The sequence below is a fragment of the Candidatus Nanopelagicales bacterium genome, assembly GCA_037045355.1.
Classification (GTDB): Bacteria; Actinomycetota; Actinomycetes; order S36-B12.
Genome location: JBAOHO010000026.1, coordinates 325,498 through 340,730, shown reverse-complemented (window position 1 = coordinate 340,730; position 15,233 = coordinate 325,498). Strand labels below are relative to the sequence as shown.

Below are 15,233 nucleotides of genomic sequence, written 5' to 3'. Positions count from 1 at the left end.
CATGGCACTGCCCGCCGCACGGCTCGACCTGCCGATCTGGACCCTTCTGCCTGCCGTCGCGGGTGCGCTTCTCGTCACGCTGCCTGTGCTCGGGATGCTGACCACGGTCGAATGGACCGAACTGCCGACGTTGCTCACGTCTCCGGACTCCTTGACGGCGCTGTGGCTCAGTCTGCGGACCGCTGCCGCCGCGACCGCGCTGTGCCTCGTCCTGGGGGTCCCGATGGCACTGGTCCTGGCGCGATTGCAGTTCCCTGGGCAGACTCTGGTGCGCTCACTGGTGCTCCTCCCGCTCGTTCTCCCCCCGGTGGTCGGCGGCATCGCACTGTTGTCGACCTTCGGTCGTCGCGGACTACTGGGCCAGTCACTCGAAGTGCTGGGAGTCCAGATCGCGTTCTCGACGACCGCCGTGGTGCTGGCTCAGACCTTCGTCGCCCTACCCTTTTTGGTCATCAGCCTCGAAGGGGCCCTGCGATCGAGCGAGCAACGCTACGACCAGGTGGCAGCCACCCTCGGCGCACCGCCGGGGACCGTCCTGCGTCGGGTCACCCTGCCGATGGTGCTGCCCGCGCTCGCCGCCGGGCTGGTGCTGTCCTTCGCGCGGGCCCTTGGTGAGTTCGGTGCCACCATCACGTTCGCCGGGAGTCTCGCGGGGACAACCCGAACCCTCCCGTTGGAGATCTACCTCCAGCGTGAGACCAACCCCGACGCAGCCGTCGCGCTGTCACTGCTCTTGGTGCTCGTGGCGGTCTTGGTGATCGGCCTCGCGACTCGGACGGCGCGGCGATGAGCGTCACCGTGGAGTGTCGCGTCACCGCCCGGGACGTCGACATCTCCTTTGCGGTCGCCACTGGGGAGACGACGGCCCTCTTGGGGGGAAACGGGTCGGGCAAGAGCACCGTGCTACAGGTGGTGGCGGGACTCCTTCGGCCCGACCACGGCGTTGTCACCATCGATGACGAGCTGCTGACCCGCGTCACCGAGGGGACGAGTCCAGTTCACGTGCCACCCCATCGCCGCAACCTCGCCCTGTTGGCCCAGGAACCCTTGCTCTTCCCGCATCTGACTGTGAAGGACAACGTCGCCTTCGGGCCGAGTTGTCGTCGGGTCTCGCGAGCTTCTGCCCGCCGCGCGACAGACCGCTGGCTCGCCGAGGTCGATGCGGGCGAGCTGGCCGATCGCAGGCCTCGGCAACTGTCCGGCGGGCAGGCGCAGCGAGTGGCCCTTGCCCGGGCCCTGGCCACTGAACCCAGGGTGCTGTTGCTTGATGAACCTCTTGCGGCGCTGGACGTCTCCACCGCAGTGCAAGTGCGCCACACACTGCTTCGGGTCCTGGCCGAGCGAACCGCCATCATCGTGACTCACGAAGTGCTGGACGCCGCCCTGCTCGCTCATCGAATCGTGATTCTCGATCACGGCCGAGTAGTCGAGGAGGGCCCCACGGACGAGGTGCTGCGCAACCCGCGCAGCGCCTTCGCCGCCCGCCTGAGTGGCCTGAACTTCTTGCGCGGGGTCTTGTCCGGGTCGGATTTCATCACCACCGGTGACGGACCCAGTCACACCGCGGAAACCATTCTCTCCCCAGAACCCAGTCACTCCTCAGAACCCAGTCACTCCTCAGAAACCGGGCACGCCGCCGGAACAGTCGTCCACGGTCAGACCGACGACATGCTTCCTGTCGGGGCGAGCGCGGTCGCGGTGTTCCCGCCCTCCGCCGTCGCGATCTACACCCAACCTCCGGTGGGAAGCCCGCGCAACACCTTCTCCGCAGTCGTCACGGCGTTGGAGCCCCAGGGGAATCTGGTGCGGGTGCGCACGGAGAAGATCGCCGCTGACATCACACCGGAATCGGTGGCCCGCCTCAGCCTCAGTGTGGGGCGCACCGTCTCTCTCGTCGTCAAGGCGGCTGAGGTTCGCATCTACGGTGCGAACCGGACGTAAGCCGCCGTCAGGCGGAGGTAGCCTCAGCGTCCGCCGGTTCAGATCCATCCCTGCGCCGAACGGCGCGAACCAGCAACTGCACGGCCGCAACGACCATCAGGCCGGCGAACAGCAGCGCGGCTTGACGTTCGGGTATCCATTGCGCCACGATCGCGGCCACCAAAGCCGCAGGCGCTCCCACCACCCCCGCAACGACGCCAACCCGGGTATCGGTCCGTTGAGCGCGAATGTTGGAGATGGTCGCCGTTGCCGCGGTGATGATCACGACCATCAGACTCGTCCCCCGCGCGGTGTTGATGTCGAGCCCGGAGATCAAGACCATGGCGGGAACCAGGATGATCCCCCCACCGACTCCCAGCAGCGCCGCGAGGATGCCGGCCACGGCACCCACGATCAGGATGAGCCAAATCCCCACGTCCGGGGGTAGGTCAGTTTCGGCTATCTCGGCGGGGAAGGCCAAACGATACGCCGAGTAGAGCAACAGCGCGGCGAAGGACACCTGGAGCGCCACGACCGGGATCCGCGGGAGCAACCGAACGCCGACCTGACCGCCGACGATACTGCCGGCGCCGAGGGCGATGGCGAGCCACCAGTCGACGTCATCACCCAACGCGTAGCCGAGGGTTCCGAGAATCGAGATCGGAATGATCGCCACCAGCGAGGTGGTGATGGCGCGCTTCTGACCCAACCCCAGCCACAGCACGAACAACGGGACCATGACGATGCCGCCGCCGACTCCGAACAGCCCGGAGAGACCCCCGCCGAAGAACCCTGCCAAGGCGACCCGGCTCGTCGGGGGGCGCGAGGGTGGCACGCCGCTACGTTAGTGCCATGGGCAAACGGCCATTCGGCTTTGTTCACCCTCTGTTCATCTCTAGTCTGCCGTCATGGCATCTGAGGCGACGACCGGACCCGCTCAGGGCCTGTCAGCCAGGTTCCGCCGGTCGGTGCTGAGTTCCGGCAACATCCTCGCCGGCGTCTCGGTCGGGGCGTACATGATCCCCCAGGCCATGGCCTACGGCTCCCTGGCCGGGATCGATGCGGCCACTGGACTGGCCGTCGCCGCCGTCCCACTGATCGTCTACATGATTCTGGGTCGCAGCACCTACATGTCGGTCGGCCCGGAATCCACCGTGGCTTTGATGGCGGCGGCGGCCGTCGGACCCGTGGCGGCGACGATGGGGATCCCGGTCCTGAACGCGCTGGCGATCACCAGCATCCTGGTCGGCCTGATCCTGCTGGCAGCCTGGTTGCTGCGGGCCTCATTCCTCGCAGACCTGCTGTCCAAGCCGATCCTGGTCGGGTACCTCACCGGCGTCGCCGTCCTCATGATCATGTCGCAGTTGCCCAAGGTGCTGGGGTTCGAGGTCGACACGTCGTCGCTGGTGGGCCTTTGGGAAACCGTCTGGCAGACGCCGCAGTGGCAGTCGGTGACGATAGCCATGGCCGTGCTCGGGGTGTCGCTCATCCTGCGCGTCATCTCCCGCAAGATCCCAGGTCCGCTGATCGCCCTGCTGTTGTCCATTGTGTTGGGCCTGCAATGGGATGTCCCCAAGGTCGGACCAGTGGCCCTGTCGCTGCCCGTCCCACAGTTTTCCGCCATCACCGTCGATGCAGTCTCGGCGTTGATCGTTCCCGCCCTCAGTATCGCGGTCGTGTCCTACACCGACGTCATGGTGAACTCCCGGGCGTTCGCCGACGATGTGCCACCGGAACCTTCATCCGAGATGAAGGCACTGGCCGGGGTCCAGGTCGCGACCGGCCTCACCGGCGGATATCCCATGTCGACGTCCTCCTCACGCACGGCCTTGGCCAGCGCCTCTGGCGCGACCAGCCGCTTCTACTCGATCTTCGTGCTCGTCGTACTGCTCGCGGGTCCCCTCCTGTTCCCGGGAGTCATCGCAGCAGTCCCGATCGCCGGCCTTGCCGGGGTGATCTTGTTCGCGGCGATCACACTGATCGAACCGAAGGAATGGGCGGCGCTGCTGCGATTCCGCAAGCGGGAGGCCTCGATCGCCGCGATCTGCACCATCAGTGTCGTGGTGTTGGGGATCCTGCCCGGGGTGATCATCTCGATCGCCCTGTCGATCGCGGAGTTCATGGCCAGGCTGGCCCGACCTCACGACGGAATTCTGGGGTACGTTCCCGATCGCGCCGGCATGCACGACGTCGATGACTTCGCCGAAGCGGTCACGATCCCGGGGCTCGTGGTCTTCCGCTACGACGCTCCGCTGTTCTTCATGAACGCGTACGACTTCTACAACAAGGTGACCCAGGCCACCGACGCCGACACACGCGTCGTCATCTTGAACATGGAGGCCAACGTCGAACTCGACTCCACGGCGCTCGAGATCTTGGAGCAACTGCACGACAAGCTGGACGAGAAGGGGATCGAGTTGTGGTTGGCCCGCGTCAAGAACGACGTGCTCGAACCGATGCGTGACCACGGCGTCGCTGATGTGGTGGGCGAGGAGAACATGTACGCCACACTGCCGGTGGCTGTCGCCGCCTATGTGCAGCGCTTTGAGGAGCCCGCCGAGGAATCAGCAGCCGACCAATCCTAGGCCGGGGTCGGCCACTAGACTCAGCAGATGCTCATGCAGGGGTTCCCTCCCCACCCGGACGTGCGCGTCACACTGGGCAACTGGCAGGATCCCCCGTTCAACCGCTGGGCCTTCTCCCACCTGCGCGAACTCGTGCCCACGCAGACCATCCGTAACTCGTCGTACGTTCATCCAGTCGCTTTCGAGCCGGACGCCGCGATCTCCGACATGCCAGTCGGGCGGACTGACGGCACCACAGCTCCGTTCCTCGAGTTGCTGCACGACACGTACACCGACGGAATCGTGATCATGCATGACGATCGGATCCGCTACGAGCAGTACTTCGGACATACCGGGCCGTTCACGAACCATCTGCTGATGTCGGTGACCAAGTCGGTGGTCGGTTGTGTCGCCGGAATTCTGATCCACCGCGGTGTCTTGCACGATGACGCCCCGTTGACCGCCTACGTGCCCGAACTCGAAGGTTCCGGCTACGCGGGGGCGACGGTCCGCAACGTCCTGGACATGCGCTCGGGGGTCCGGTTCAGCGAGGAGTACACCGACCCCGAAGCGGAAGTCAACGTGATGGAGGAGGCCTTCGGTTGGCGTCCGCCGTCACACGACCAAATCCCCCGTTCGATCTACGAGTATCTGAGCACCCTGAGCCGCGAGCGCGACCATGGCGGCATCTTCGACTACCGGTCGGCCGAGACGCTCGTCTTGGGTTGGGTGTGCGAGCGGTCCGCCGGAGTGCGCATGGCCGATCTGATCGGCCAGTTGATCTGGACCCCGCTCGGAGCGCTGTATCCTGCGGAACTCACCTGCGACTCCGTCGGAACCGGAATCCACGACGGCGGCATGTGCGCCTCCACCCGGGACTTGGCCCGCTTCGGACAGATGCTGTTGCACATGGGGCGCCTCGACGGCGTGGACATCGTCCCCAGCGACTGGCTGCAAGCGTCCTGGCGCGTCGATCCGGACATCCGCGAGGCGTTCCACCATTCCCGCTCCGGTCCCTATTTACCGGGCGGGTGGTACCGCAACCAGTTCTGGTTCCTGCCCCGCCGCCACGGTGACGTCCTGCTGGGTCTGGGCATCTACGGTCAGATGCTCTACGTGAATCCGGGCACCCGCACGGTCGCTGCCAAGTTCTCGACTTGGCCGGACGCGCAGAACCCCAGCATGTTGAGCGAGACGATCGCCGCATTCGACACGATCGGCGCGTACCTGTCCGGGCTCTCCGTGGACTTCGACAGCCATCACGAGGGGCCACCGGGACTGGCCGCCGGTCGCGACCACTGACCTCTGATCCACGCTCATGTGAGAGCGCGCGTCGCGAACTCTGCGCCGTTACAGTCACACCAGTCCCTCGGAGGCGTGCATGAGTTCCCTCGGCAAGGTGTTGGCCAATCGTGAACGACCCGTCCTGCACGGCATGTCCGAGATTCGCGCGTTCTTCCGCACCAACACCCAACCGATCTTCTTCGTGGGTGCCACGGCGTTCAATCTGCTGGGTGTCGACCGCTGGGTCCGCAACTTCCGCTACATCACCTACTACGACTCGTGGGACGGCGCTCACCCCCGCGTGTTCACCCCCCTCGAGAAGCCCTACGTGGAGTTCACGAGCGCCGAGGAGATCAACAACTACCTGCTGCGGGACAAGGAGGTCCAGTCGTACATCGCCGGCCGGACCAAGCCGGGGCAGCGGCCCATGGTGGCGATGGTGTTCTTCGACGAGGAGACCGAGACCATCTGCCAGGAACTCGGTTACCACCTGATCCTGCCGCCCGCCGAGTTGCGCCGCCGCCTGGACTCCAAGATCGTCACCACCCAGATGGGCAACGAGGCCGGCGCGCCCAGTGTGCCCAATCTTCTGACCGATGCCGTCGAGTCATGGGGACAACTCAGCCAGATCGCCGAACTCAACGGGTTGGGCGCCGACCTCGTCGTGCAGACGCCATACGGCGACTCCGGCAAGACCACCTTCTTCATCAAGTCCGAGAACGACTGGGACCGGTTCGCCGACGACATCATCGGTCAGCCCGTCAAGATCATGAAACGGATCAACAACCGAGCAGCGGCCGTCGAGGCAGTACTGACCCGGCACGGCACCATCGTGGGTCCGTTCATGACCGACCTCACCGGTTACCCCGAACTCACTCCCTACAAGGGCGGTTGGTGCGGCAACGACGTCTTCCCCGAAGCGATCACCGACGAACAGCGCACCCGTGCCATCGACCTCGTCCGCAGGTTCGGTGACCGGCTGCGGGACGAGGGCTACCGCGGCTTCTTCGAGTTCGACGTGCTGATCGACACCGACGACGGTGAGGTCTACATGGGGGAGGTCAACCCGCGGATCTCCGGCGTCACCTCCATGACCAACACCACTGTCGGGGCATACGCGGACCTGCCGCTGGTGTGTTTCCACCTTCTGGAATTCATGGACATCGACTACGAGATCGACGTCGATGAGATCAACGAACGCTGGCGCGAGTTGGCGGCCGTCGATCTGTGGTCGCAACTGATCATGAAGGAACCGGGAGACGACGTGGAACGCATCCTGGCAGCGCCGGCGACGGGCACGTACCGCATCGCCGACGGGCAACTGCGTTTCATGCGGGTGTCGTCGGACTGGCACGAGCTGACCGACGAACATGACGCGTTCTTCATGAGGGTCTATGCACCCGGGGACTACCGGTTCCACGGCGCTGACCTCGGGGTGCTGGTCACGAAGGGCCGCATGCAGACCGATGCCGGGCTGACGGACTTGGCCCGCGACTACATCGCTGGAATCCGGCACCAGTATGTCGGCGAGCCGGTCCATCACCCCGAGCCGATGATTCCCTTGCCCGTGGCGAAGTAGGGATCCTTGACGCGCTTTACAAATAGTGCTCTCATGTAAACCTCGCGATCGACCGGGACTGACGAGGACTGACGAGGTGCACCATGAGCGCAGCAGCCGTGCCGGCCGACGCGGCCACCTGGACGGACTGGAAGCGACACCTGTGGCTGCTGGGGTTGATCGTGCCGCTGTTTCCCTTCCTCGGCGGCGGACTGGCCTACCTGACCGGGTGGCCTGTCTTCTGGTACATCGGCCCAGTGCTTCTGTTCGTGATCATCCCCACGATCGACTTCCTCGCCGGCTTGGATCGCGCCAATCCGCCGGACGAACTGATCAAATCGCTGGAGGAAGACCGCTACTACCGATGGATCACCTTCCTGTTCCTCCCTTTGCAGTACACAGCGCTCGTATGGTCGTGCTGGCTGTGGTCCGGCGACTCGTTGTCCCTGTTCGCGAAGATCGGATTGGCGTTGACCGTGGGCACGGTGGCGGGCGTCGGCATCAACACCGCCCACGAGTTGGGGCACAAGAAGGAGAAAGTCGAGCGGTGGCTGGCCAAGATCGCGTTGGCGCAGTCGTTCTACGGCCACTTCTACATCGAGCACAATCGAGGCCACCACGTCCGAGTTGCGACCCCCGACGATCCGGCCAGCAGCAGGGTCGGCGAGAGCGTCTATGCGTTCCTCCCCCGCACCGTCATCGGCAGCCTGCGCAACGCGTGGCGGCTGGAGCAGCCCCGATTCCGGCGCCGTAACGAGAGCCACTGGTCGATTCGCAACGACGTCCTCAACGCGTGGCTCATGTCCGCGGTGCTGTGGGGGTTGCTACTGATCGCGTTCGGAGTGCAGATTCTGCCGTTCCTCCTGATCCAGGCTGTGGTGGGTATCGCACTGCTCGAGATCGTGAACTACCTGGAGCACTACGGGATGCTGCGTCGCCGCGAGGCGTCAGGACGGTGGGAACGGGTTCGCCCGGAGCACAGCTGGAACAGCAACAACATCGCGACGAACGTGTTGCTGTACCACTTACAACGACACAGCGACCACCACGCCAACCCCACCCGCCGATATCAGGCATTGCGGGACTACCAGGAGGCTCCGGTGCTCCCGACGGGATATGCGGGGATGATCGTGCTGGCACTGTTCCCCCCGCTGTGGCGCAGGACCATGGATCCGCGCGTACTCGCTCATTTCGACGGTGACATCTCGCGGGCGAACATCCAACCCGGCAAGCGAGAACGCGTGATGCAGGCCTACCCGACCGTCAGCGACGCCACCACATGAGATACCGCTGCGACAGCTGCGACTACGTCTACGACGAGGCCATCGGCAACCCGCGCGAAGGATTCCCTCCGGGCACCTCATGGGATCAAGTGCCCGACGACTGGTGCTGCCCCGACTGCGGGGTGCGCGAGAAAGTCGACTTCCTTCCGGAATGACCACTTCCGACAGCCTCCTGCTCACCCGAATCCTGGATGCCGCGACCGATCTGCTCGGCGACCACTCGTGGTCCGATGTCACGATGGCCCGAATCGGTGAACACGCGGGGGTCTCGCGGCAGTCGGTGTACAACGAGGTGGGGTCCAAACCTCATCTGGCGCAACTGCTCGTGGGCCGGGAGTTCGAGGGCTTCATGAGTGTGGTTGCCGCCGAACTCGGTGGCCGGGGAGCACTCCGGGACGATGTGGCCCGGGCCGCACTCTCCGTGCTGGATCGCGCCGGGGACAATCCGGTGCTGCGGGCGGTGGTCACCAGCGCCCATGGAGGCGCTGGTGAACTGCTGCCACTGCTGACCACGCAAGCTGAGCCACTGTTCGAGACAGCGACGTCAGTTGTCGTCCGGCAAATCCAGGCCAACTACGCGACGGTCGACGCCGCGACTCTGAACCGTGGCGTGGCCGCGGTCGTGCGCTTGGTGTTCAGCCAAGTGATGCAACCCGGGGGCCCGCCCGCAGTGGTTGCGACCGACATCGGCTGGATCGCCGACCGGCTCCTGCAGGTTTGACCTCCACCTTGCGGTCACGTCGGACGGATGAGCATCGGGAGACTCTTGTTGCCCGCCCGATCCACAACCCGAACCTCCAGGGGGCCACGCGGCAGGCCACCGACCCGCACCCTTGGCTGGTAGCGCCCCTCGAAAGACGAAGTGTCGGGTGGTCTGTCGGGATTGGCCACCGCGCGCGAACCGGGCCTCGCCGCGACCAGGAGCGACCGCAGTCCGCTACCTTGATCTGTCGCTCGACTGTTGATGGTCACCGCTCCGGCTCCCCACTTCGCCGTCGCCCTCGCCAGCCGAGGACGCGCACGGTCCAGCATCACTGAGTCGGAGAAGGTACGGACGACAGAGGAACCGTGGAACCTCAGGAACAGCCGGTGGCGGGCAACCCGCCGCTCAGCCCGCGGCAGAGTCCACCGCGGCTGGGCACCTGATCGCAGCGAGCGAGCACCACGAAAGTCGGACCGATCAGCGACGCGGGCACCTGTTGCGTCATTCGGCCATCGAACCGAGAGCACGACGTGCCGCGAACGGGAGAACCGTCCGCCGGCTATCGACATTCCGACCGGGCGAGACGGCGTGGCTCCTGGCTCAGGATCTGGAGGATTCCCGGGTGTACTCGGATCTGGATCGATGGGAGGTGATCCAGAGGGGGCCGGGTCGGGGCGCAGCGTACCCGCGAAGCGCAGCAGTGCCTCATACTTGGGACTGGTCGTAGGCGCCTGTTCGGGTGTCTCCAACGCCCCCCAGGACCCGAAGCGGGAATACGGACCCACATCCGTGAAATGCATCATCAAGGCGTTCCCGGTCGCCGCCCGCCATCGCTCGAGATAGGTGTCGTAGAGCTCCCCCATCGCGGACGATCGGTTGACCGAGATGAACAGTCGCGTGAGCGCAGCACTGTCCGGGTGTCCGGCAAGGTGCTGACCACCCTCATAAGCGACCAATTCCTTGTCCGACGTGCGTGCGAGTTCCTCGTGGGCAGAAATCCACGGATCGACCTCGCCAGACTGGTTCGCGGTCAGACGCTGGACAACCGAAGTCTCATCCAGTCGGGCCAATGCGGCGGCCTCGTCCGCGTCGAAGGGGTTGCCTCCAACTCCGAGATACGGCGCGATCGCGATCTCGTCAGTGCGAGCCTTCGTCCCTGCAGTCGCGAGGCGCTGCTCCACCACCCACGAGTTCGCCGCTTGCCCCGCGAGGACACGAATGAATGGTCGACCGTTCGCCGCCATCTGTGTCTGCACGAGATCCATGACGGCATTGTGTCGCTGGCCAACACGCTGCTGCAGGCCGAGGAATCGGTCACCTCCGCCGAGTCCTGCCGCCGCGGCCTCGGCGCTGAGATCGTGAAATGCGCGGAAGGTCGGATTCCAGGTTTCGTTCGAGAACTCGTATCGCGGGGTCAGGTGCCGCGCCAACGTGGTCGCGACCACCTGCGCGTGGCAGCGCACCCAATCGTCGGACGCCTCGTGCGGAATCGTGAACCACGGGTCGCGGTCGAGGGCATTCGCCAAGACCACCATGGTCTCGACAGCTGCCCCCGCGCTGGTCCCTTGCGAGTAGTAGCCGGGAGTCACCCGGCTCGCGCACCGGAAGGTCCGCTGCGGATCGGCAAAGGTGCTGTTGGTGCGTTGCCAATCCATGAAGCGCACGACCGAGTAGGGGGCCAGTTGGGCCAGGTAGTCGGGATGGAAGACGGCATCGGCCGGGGTACCCGGCGCCCGTACCGAGATGTCGCGGAGGGGGTCTGTGGAATCCGTCTGACGAAGGTTCAAGAGCACGATCGATGTGCCGTCCAGATCAACGTGCCCGGACCCACCGGAGCCTGCGAACCGCTTGTCGTTGATGTCGAACTCGCCCGAACCACGCCACGTGACGGAGTACCGGCCCGCAGGGTAGTGGTTCTCGGCGAGGACCACTGTTGCGAACTGCCCGTCAGCGATCGACTGCGGCCAGCCGTCGGGACGCAGTTGCAGCGGAGTGCCTGATCCCCAAGCACCACCTTCTCGCTGGGGAATCCACTCGCCGGCCTGCTTGACGATATCGGCGAAGATCATGGCGCCGTCGTAATAGTTGATGCGGGCCAGGTTCGTGCCCAATCGGCCCGGCTCTGCGCCCGACCCCGGCGACGCCGGCACTGCGAGTGCCCACGCCGCTATCATCGCCGCCAGAACCGCGTTTGCGATCGGACGCACGATGGTCACACGGCCAGCATGCACCCGGATCGCGGTACCTGAGTGTTCGATGTCTGTAAGGACTGGGAGCAGATGAGTTCCCATCGCCCGGACCCTGTTCGACCGACTACCTCATCCGTGGATGCGTGAGGTCAGGTCTCACCGCCGACGTCGTAGTTGAAGGCCTCCCACACGACGTCCGCACCTCGCTGCCGGTGGCGGACGAAGAGGTGAAGCACATCAGTGCCCAGCGCGCGGACCTGGTCCATCGACTCATCGGCCGGTGTCGCGGAATCCAACTCCCGCTCCACGCTGCCCAGAGCATCGGACAACCTGGTGTGGTCGCGCTGCAACCACTGCACCCGCGCCGCGAGGTGGGGCTGATGACGGACGACGTCGGCATGGAAGGAATCCGGACCTTCGTGGACACCGACGTGACGGTCGAGGGCAGTCCGCAGTTTCTCGACCCGGTCGCGGACACCCTGTAGCCATCCTGCCGGGTCGGGGCCGGCGGGAGTGGCCATGGCGGCCTCCAAGTCGGCCATGGCGGCGCGCAACTCGCTGCGGCGCCGACGAACAACGTCAAGTTGCGGCTCAGTGGCCTGCGGTTCCGACTGCTGGGCGGGGTCCTGTGGTCCGGGCGCCGGTGCGGTCATGATCTTCACCCCCATGTTGGTCACAGCCCTGTGGCGGTCACTTCCGACGGTACTCCCCGACATTCGCGCCACGTACCCTGGAGGTGAGGCTCTTGCCGTGCCCACAGCGCGGGGGGCGAGCCGACAACAAGACGCGCCGATACGACGTGCCTCAGGCCCCCGGAAGAGAGAAGAACATCAGTCACCCCGAATCCGGTCATCGGTTCCCGCGTCCACCGCTGCCCTACATGATCCTCGCGGGCGTCATGGCGATCATCGCGTCGTTCGCGTTCGCGTTCGCCGCACTGATGACCAGCGGTGACCCACTGCGTCACTACAACATCTTCACCGGTGTCGTCATGTTGGTTCTGGCGATCCTGCTCTGGTTCCCGGCAAGACATTCTCGCGGCGATTGGGCTCTCGATGTCGCTGTGGTCATCGGGATCGCGGTAGCCGGCGGAGGAACCTTCCTGCTGGCCAACGACACAGGACTGGTCACTGTCGGATTCGGGTTGATCCTGTTCGCCGTGTTCGCGGCCTACTTCAGGCCATACGACCGGTTCCTCGCGGAACTGGTCCTGATGCTGTCGGTCTACCTGTTCTGCCTGCTGGCGAACCCGGCATATCTGCGACCGATCTACTTCCTGCTGGTGGCCATCGTGGTCACCACCGTGTCGATGATGGTGGCGCTGATGGCGCGGCAACTGCGGGAACTCGCGTTGCAGGACACCCTGACCGGGCTGCTGAACCGTCGGGGCCTCGACTTGATGGCCGAGCAGATCCGGGCGTCTGCGCAACGCTCAGGGGCGCCGGTAACGGTCGGAATCCTCGACCTGGACGATTTCAAGGCACTCAACGACACCGAGGGACACTCGGTCGGTGACCAGCGACTGATCGACGTCGCCGACGACTGGCGCACGAGCGTACGCCGGGGTGACATCGTCGCCCGATTCGGTGGTGATGAGTTCGTCGTGGTGCTCGCGGGAGTCGAACCCGAAGAGGCACGGCAACTGGCGGCCCGTGTTGCGGTGCGTCGCCCCGGAGCGTGGAGCATCGGATTCGCTCACTGGGATCCCTCCGAGGATCTTTACGTCGCGGTGCATAGAGCCGATGAGGCGCTGTACGAACGCAAGCGCGCCCGCTGACCGCATCCAGCCCATCAACCGCGTCCCGATCGCGCCAGCGTGAGCCCGGTCAGGGAGCCAGGATTTTCGCCTGCGTCCGGGTCCGGTTGCCGTCGCCGTCTTGGGACTCGATCTCGATCGTGACGATGCTGCCAGCCTGGGGAGGTGCCCCCGGGCCCATCGCGGGATCTGCCAGGCAAGCACCGACATCGAGCGTGTAGGCCAGAGATTCGCCGTTGACTGGATCGACATTGCGGTCGTACAGGGGCTCGTCGCGGCCACTCATCCCCGTTGGGGATACGACCTTCACCAGGTCACCGCTGACGGGGGTCACCTGGGAACTGCGGCACCAGTAGAACTGACTGCCCTGGCCCTCACTCATCATGTACACGTTGTACTGGAGGCCACCGCGGTCAGCCATGAGCGGCTGGGCCCCGGAAGCATCGGCCAGACGCTGCGGCCGGTAGAACTCCATCCGCAGCGCGGACACCTGCTCCGGTGTCAGTTGCTGAGGTTGTTCTGTGACCTGCGTGTTACCGCCGACCGACTTCCACTCAAGTGGAGTCACGACGGAGCTGGTCAGCACCTTCGCCTTGCGGGCGAGCTCGTTGCCCTGACCGTCCAGGAAGATGAACTCGAAGGAGTCGCCCACCAAACCCAACTCGGTCGACTCGCTGACGCGCGGGAAGAAACTCAGCTGGAAGCCGCGCTCGAACGGCGTGGTTCCGCCACCCGGCGCGCTATGGGTATCGATGGGAACGTCGATGAGTCCCTGGGAGTTGAGCAGCACGGACAACGGCTGCCGGTCGAGCCCGGTCCCCGGCTCAGCCACGATCACTGCAGCCGAACCTGCCTGGCAGTAACTCAACTGACGGCAGTCCATCAGCAGGGAAGCGAGCGCCTCACCCGCCGCACATCCGGCAGGGTTGCCCTCGCACAGCAGGCTGCTGAGATCACCCCGGGCGGCCAACGCCTCGATCTGCAGGTTCGAACTGAGGTATTGCTGCAGCGTCGCCCAGCTCAGCGTCGGGTTGCGGTTGGTATTGATGGCCTGGTTGGCGTCGAAATTCAGGATCTTGGCGAACTGCACGACGGTCTGCGGGCGCCCCGCCAACACCTCGTCGCCCGTCAGCGTGCCGCCGGTGGCGACCGGCAGGGCGCTCTCGGCCTGGGCAGCGTCAAGGATCTGGTCGCCGTTCATGTCGACATCGGCGAGATTGGGCACGCCGTCCTTGTCGGCGTCGGCACCGAGGGTCTTGGCGTTGGCCGGCATCGCCTCGCCAGCGGCACGACCGAGCACAATGGCCCGCGAACTTGCGATAGGACCGGCGGCCCCTTGGTTACCGGCTCCGGCCGGCACTCCGTTGATCAACGGAACGGTCCGCTTGGTATCCAGCAACTTGGTGGCCAGCTTCCCGGTCACCACGGCGTAGCCCTTCTTCTTGAACGCGATCTTGCCCAGCTTCACGGCCTTGGCCTGCTTGGCTGCCAGTCGGGTGTAGCCCTGTACCGATTTCTTTCCCTTCTGGGGTTCCTTTCCCTTCTGGGGTTCCTTTCCCTTCTGGGGTTTCTTTCCCTTCTGGGGTTTCTTGGTGAACTTGCCCAGCACGACCGGACCGACGTACTCGCCGTTTCGCAGCAAGTGCAAAGTGGGGCCCGACCCTCGACCCGGGAACATCTGGTTGGCGAACTTCCCCGGCTTCAACGTGAACCGCCCGTTGCCGGCGACCGTGGCGCTCACCGACGTGCCGTTGTCGGCCAGCGCCAGCACCGTCATGCCGGACCCGGCACCGGTCAACTGTCCGCTGACGTCCTTGGCAGCCTGCGCCACCTGCGCGGGCACCGCCAACGTCATTGCCAGCGGCAGAACCGCACTTCCGACCAGAACCGCGCGTGAGTGCATGACGACCACCGACTTTCGTCTCGCTTCTCAGCGTAGTCTTTGTCTTACTCACAGTTACAGTTTCGGGCCGGGA

Annotated in this window: 13 protein-coding genes; 9 read left to right on the top strand and 4 right to left on the bottom strand. The window is 65.2% G+C overall.

Annotation, left to right across the window (positions count from 1 at the left end; genetic code table 11):
- Position 1 precedes the first annotated feature (1 nt).
- Entirely contained in the window at positions 2 to 790 is a 789-nt protein-coding gene (locus tag V9E98_14235) for an ABC transporter permease (protein ID MEI2718124.1), read from the top strand.
- On the top strand, positions 787 to 1,941 hold the full coding sequence (locus V9E98_14230) for an ATP-binding cassette domain-containing protein (GenBank protein ID MEI2718123.1): 1,155 nt from the start codon (positions 787 to 789) through the stop codon (positions 1,939 to 1,941). The genes V9E98_14235 and V9E98_14230 overlap by 4 nt, the downstream gene beginning before the upstream one ends.
- A gap of 7 nt (positions 1,942 to 1,948) precedes the next feature.
- On the opposite strand, the gene V9E98_14225 is transcribed toward V9E98_14230, so the two are convergent.
- The gene (locus tag V9E98_14225; GenBank protein MEI2718122.1) at positions 1,949 to 2,755 is read right to left on the bottom strand and encodes a sulfite exporter TauE/SafE family protein; all 807 of its coding nucleotides are present in this window, start codon (positions 2,753 to 2,755) and stop codon (positions 1,949 to 1,951) included.
- A gap of 73 nt (positions 2,756 to 2,828) precedes the next feature.
- On the opposite strand from V9E98_14225, the gene V9E98_14220 reads away from it, so the two are divergent.
- From V9E98_14220 to V9E98_14195, 6 genes are all read left to right on the top strand, one after another.
- A complete protein-coding gene (locus V9E98_14220) occupies positions 2,829 to 4,505 on the top strand; it encodes a SulP family inorganic anion transporter (GenBank protein ID MEI2718121.1) in 1,677 nt (558 codons plus the stop codon).
- 27 nt (positions 4,506 to 4,532) lie between these two features.
- Positions 4,533 to 5,786, top strand: coding sequence for a serine hydrolase (locus tag V9E98_14215; protein ID MEI2718120.1), 1,254 nt, complete (start codon positions 4,533 to 4,535; stop codon positions 5,784 to 5,786).
- A gap of 79 nt (positions 5,787 to 5,865) precedes the next feature.
- On the top strand, positions 5,866 to 7,347 hold the full coding sequence (locus V9E98_14210; protein MEI2718119.1) for a biotin carboxylase: 1,482 nt from the start codon (positions 5,866 to 5,868) through the stop codon (positions 7,345 to 7,347).
- Positions 7,348 to 7,430: 83 nt separating this feature from the next.
- Positions 7,431 to 8,609, top strand: coding sequence for an alkane 1-monooxygenase (locus tag V9E98_14205; GenBank protein MEI2718118.1), 1,179 nt, complete (start codon positions 7,431 to 7,433; stop codon positions 8,607 to 8,609).
- Complete coding sequence (locus V9E98_14200; protein ID MEI2718117.1) at positions 8,606 to 8,764, top strand: rubredoxin; 159 nt, start codon at positions 8,606 to 8,608, stop codon at positions 8,762 to 8,764. Before V9E98_14205 ends, V9E98_14200 begins: the two co-directional genes overlap by 4 nt.
- Entirely contained in the window at positions 8,761 to 9,330 is a 570-nt protein-coding gene (locus V9E98_14195) for a TetR family transcriptional regulator (protein MEI2718116.1), read from the top strand. Before V9E98_14200 ends, V9E98_14195 begins: the two co-directional genes overlap by 4 nt.
- A gap of 14 nt (positions 9,331 to 9,344) precedes the next feature.
- Here V9E98_14195 and V9E98_14190 read toward each other — a convergent pair whose 3' ends face one another.
- On the bottom strand, positions 9,345 to 11,528 hold the full coding sequence (locus V9E98_14190; protein ID MEI2718115.1) for a hypothetical protein: 2,184 nt from the start codon (positions 11,526 to 11,528) through the stop codon (positions 9,345 to 9,347).
- Between the two features lie 122 nt (positions 11,529 to 11,650).
- Positions 11,651 to 12,154: a hypothetical protein gene (locus V9E98_14185; protein ID MEI2718114.1), complete on the bottom strand. Its 504-nt coding sequence runs from the start codon at positions 12,152 to 12,154 to the stop codon at positions 11,651 to 11,653.
- Between the two features lie 146 nt (positions 12,155 to 12,300).
- Between V9E98_14185 and V9E98_14180 the strand changes: the two genes are divergently transcribed.
- A complete protein-coding gene (locus V9E98_14180; GenBank protein MEI2718113.1) occupies positions 12,301 to 13,278 on the top strand; it encodes a GGDEF domain-containing protein in 978 nt (325 codons plus the stop codon).
- Between the two features lie 49 nt (positions 13,279 to 13,327).
- On the opposite strand, the gene V9E98_14175 is transcribed toward V9E98_14180, so the two are convergent.
- Positions 13,328 to 15,160, bottom strand: a complete 1,833-nt coding sequence (locus tag V9E98_14175; GenBank protein ID MEI2718112.1) for a hypothetical protein — start codon at positions 15,158 to 15,160, stop codon at positions 13,328 to 13,330.
- Positions 15,161 to 15,233: the final 73 nt, after the last annotated feature.

Bases quoted from the DNA above. Each gene is read 5' to 3' on its own strand.
- V9E98_14235 (MEI2718124.1), top strand. From the start codon at position 2: ATGGCACTGCCCGCCGCACGGCTCGACCTGCCGATCTGGACCCTTCTG.
- V9E98_14230 (MEI2718123.1), top strand. From the start codon at position 787: ATGAGCGTCACCGTGGAGTGTCGCGTCACCGCCCGGGACGTCGACATC.
- V9E98_14220 (MEI2718121.1), top strand. From the start codon at position 2,829: ATGGCATCTGAGGCGACGACCGGACCCGCTCAGGGCCTGTCAGCCAGG.
- V9E98_14215 (MEI2718120.1), top strand. From the start codon at position 4,533: ATGCTCATGCAGGGGTTCCCTCCCCACCCGGACGTGCGCGTCACACTG.
- V9E98_14210 (MEI2718119.1), top strand. From the start codon at position 5,866: ATGAGTTCCCTCGGCAAGGTGTTGGCCAATCGTGAACGACCCGTCCTG.
- V9E98_14205 (MEI2718118.1), top strand. From the start codon at position 7,431: ATGAGCGCAGCAGCCGTGCCGGCCGACGCGGCCACCTGGACGGACTGG.
- V9E98_14200 (MEI2718117.1), top strand. From the start codon at position 8,606: ATGAGATACCGCTGCGACAGCTGCGACTACGTCTACGACGAGGCCATC.
- V9E98_14195 (MEI2718116.1), top strand. From the start codon at position 8,761: ATGACCACTTCCGACAGCCTCCTGCTCACCCGAATCCTGGATGCCGCG.
- V9E98_14185 (MEI2718114.1), bottom strand. From the start codon at position 12,154: ATGACCGCACCGGCGCCCGGACCACAGGACCCCGCCCAGCAGTCGGAA.
- V9E98_14175 (MEI2718112.1), bottom strand. From the start codon at position 15,160: ATGCACTCACGCGCGGTTCTGGTCGGAAGTGCGGTTCTGCCGCTGGCA.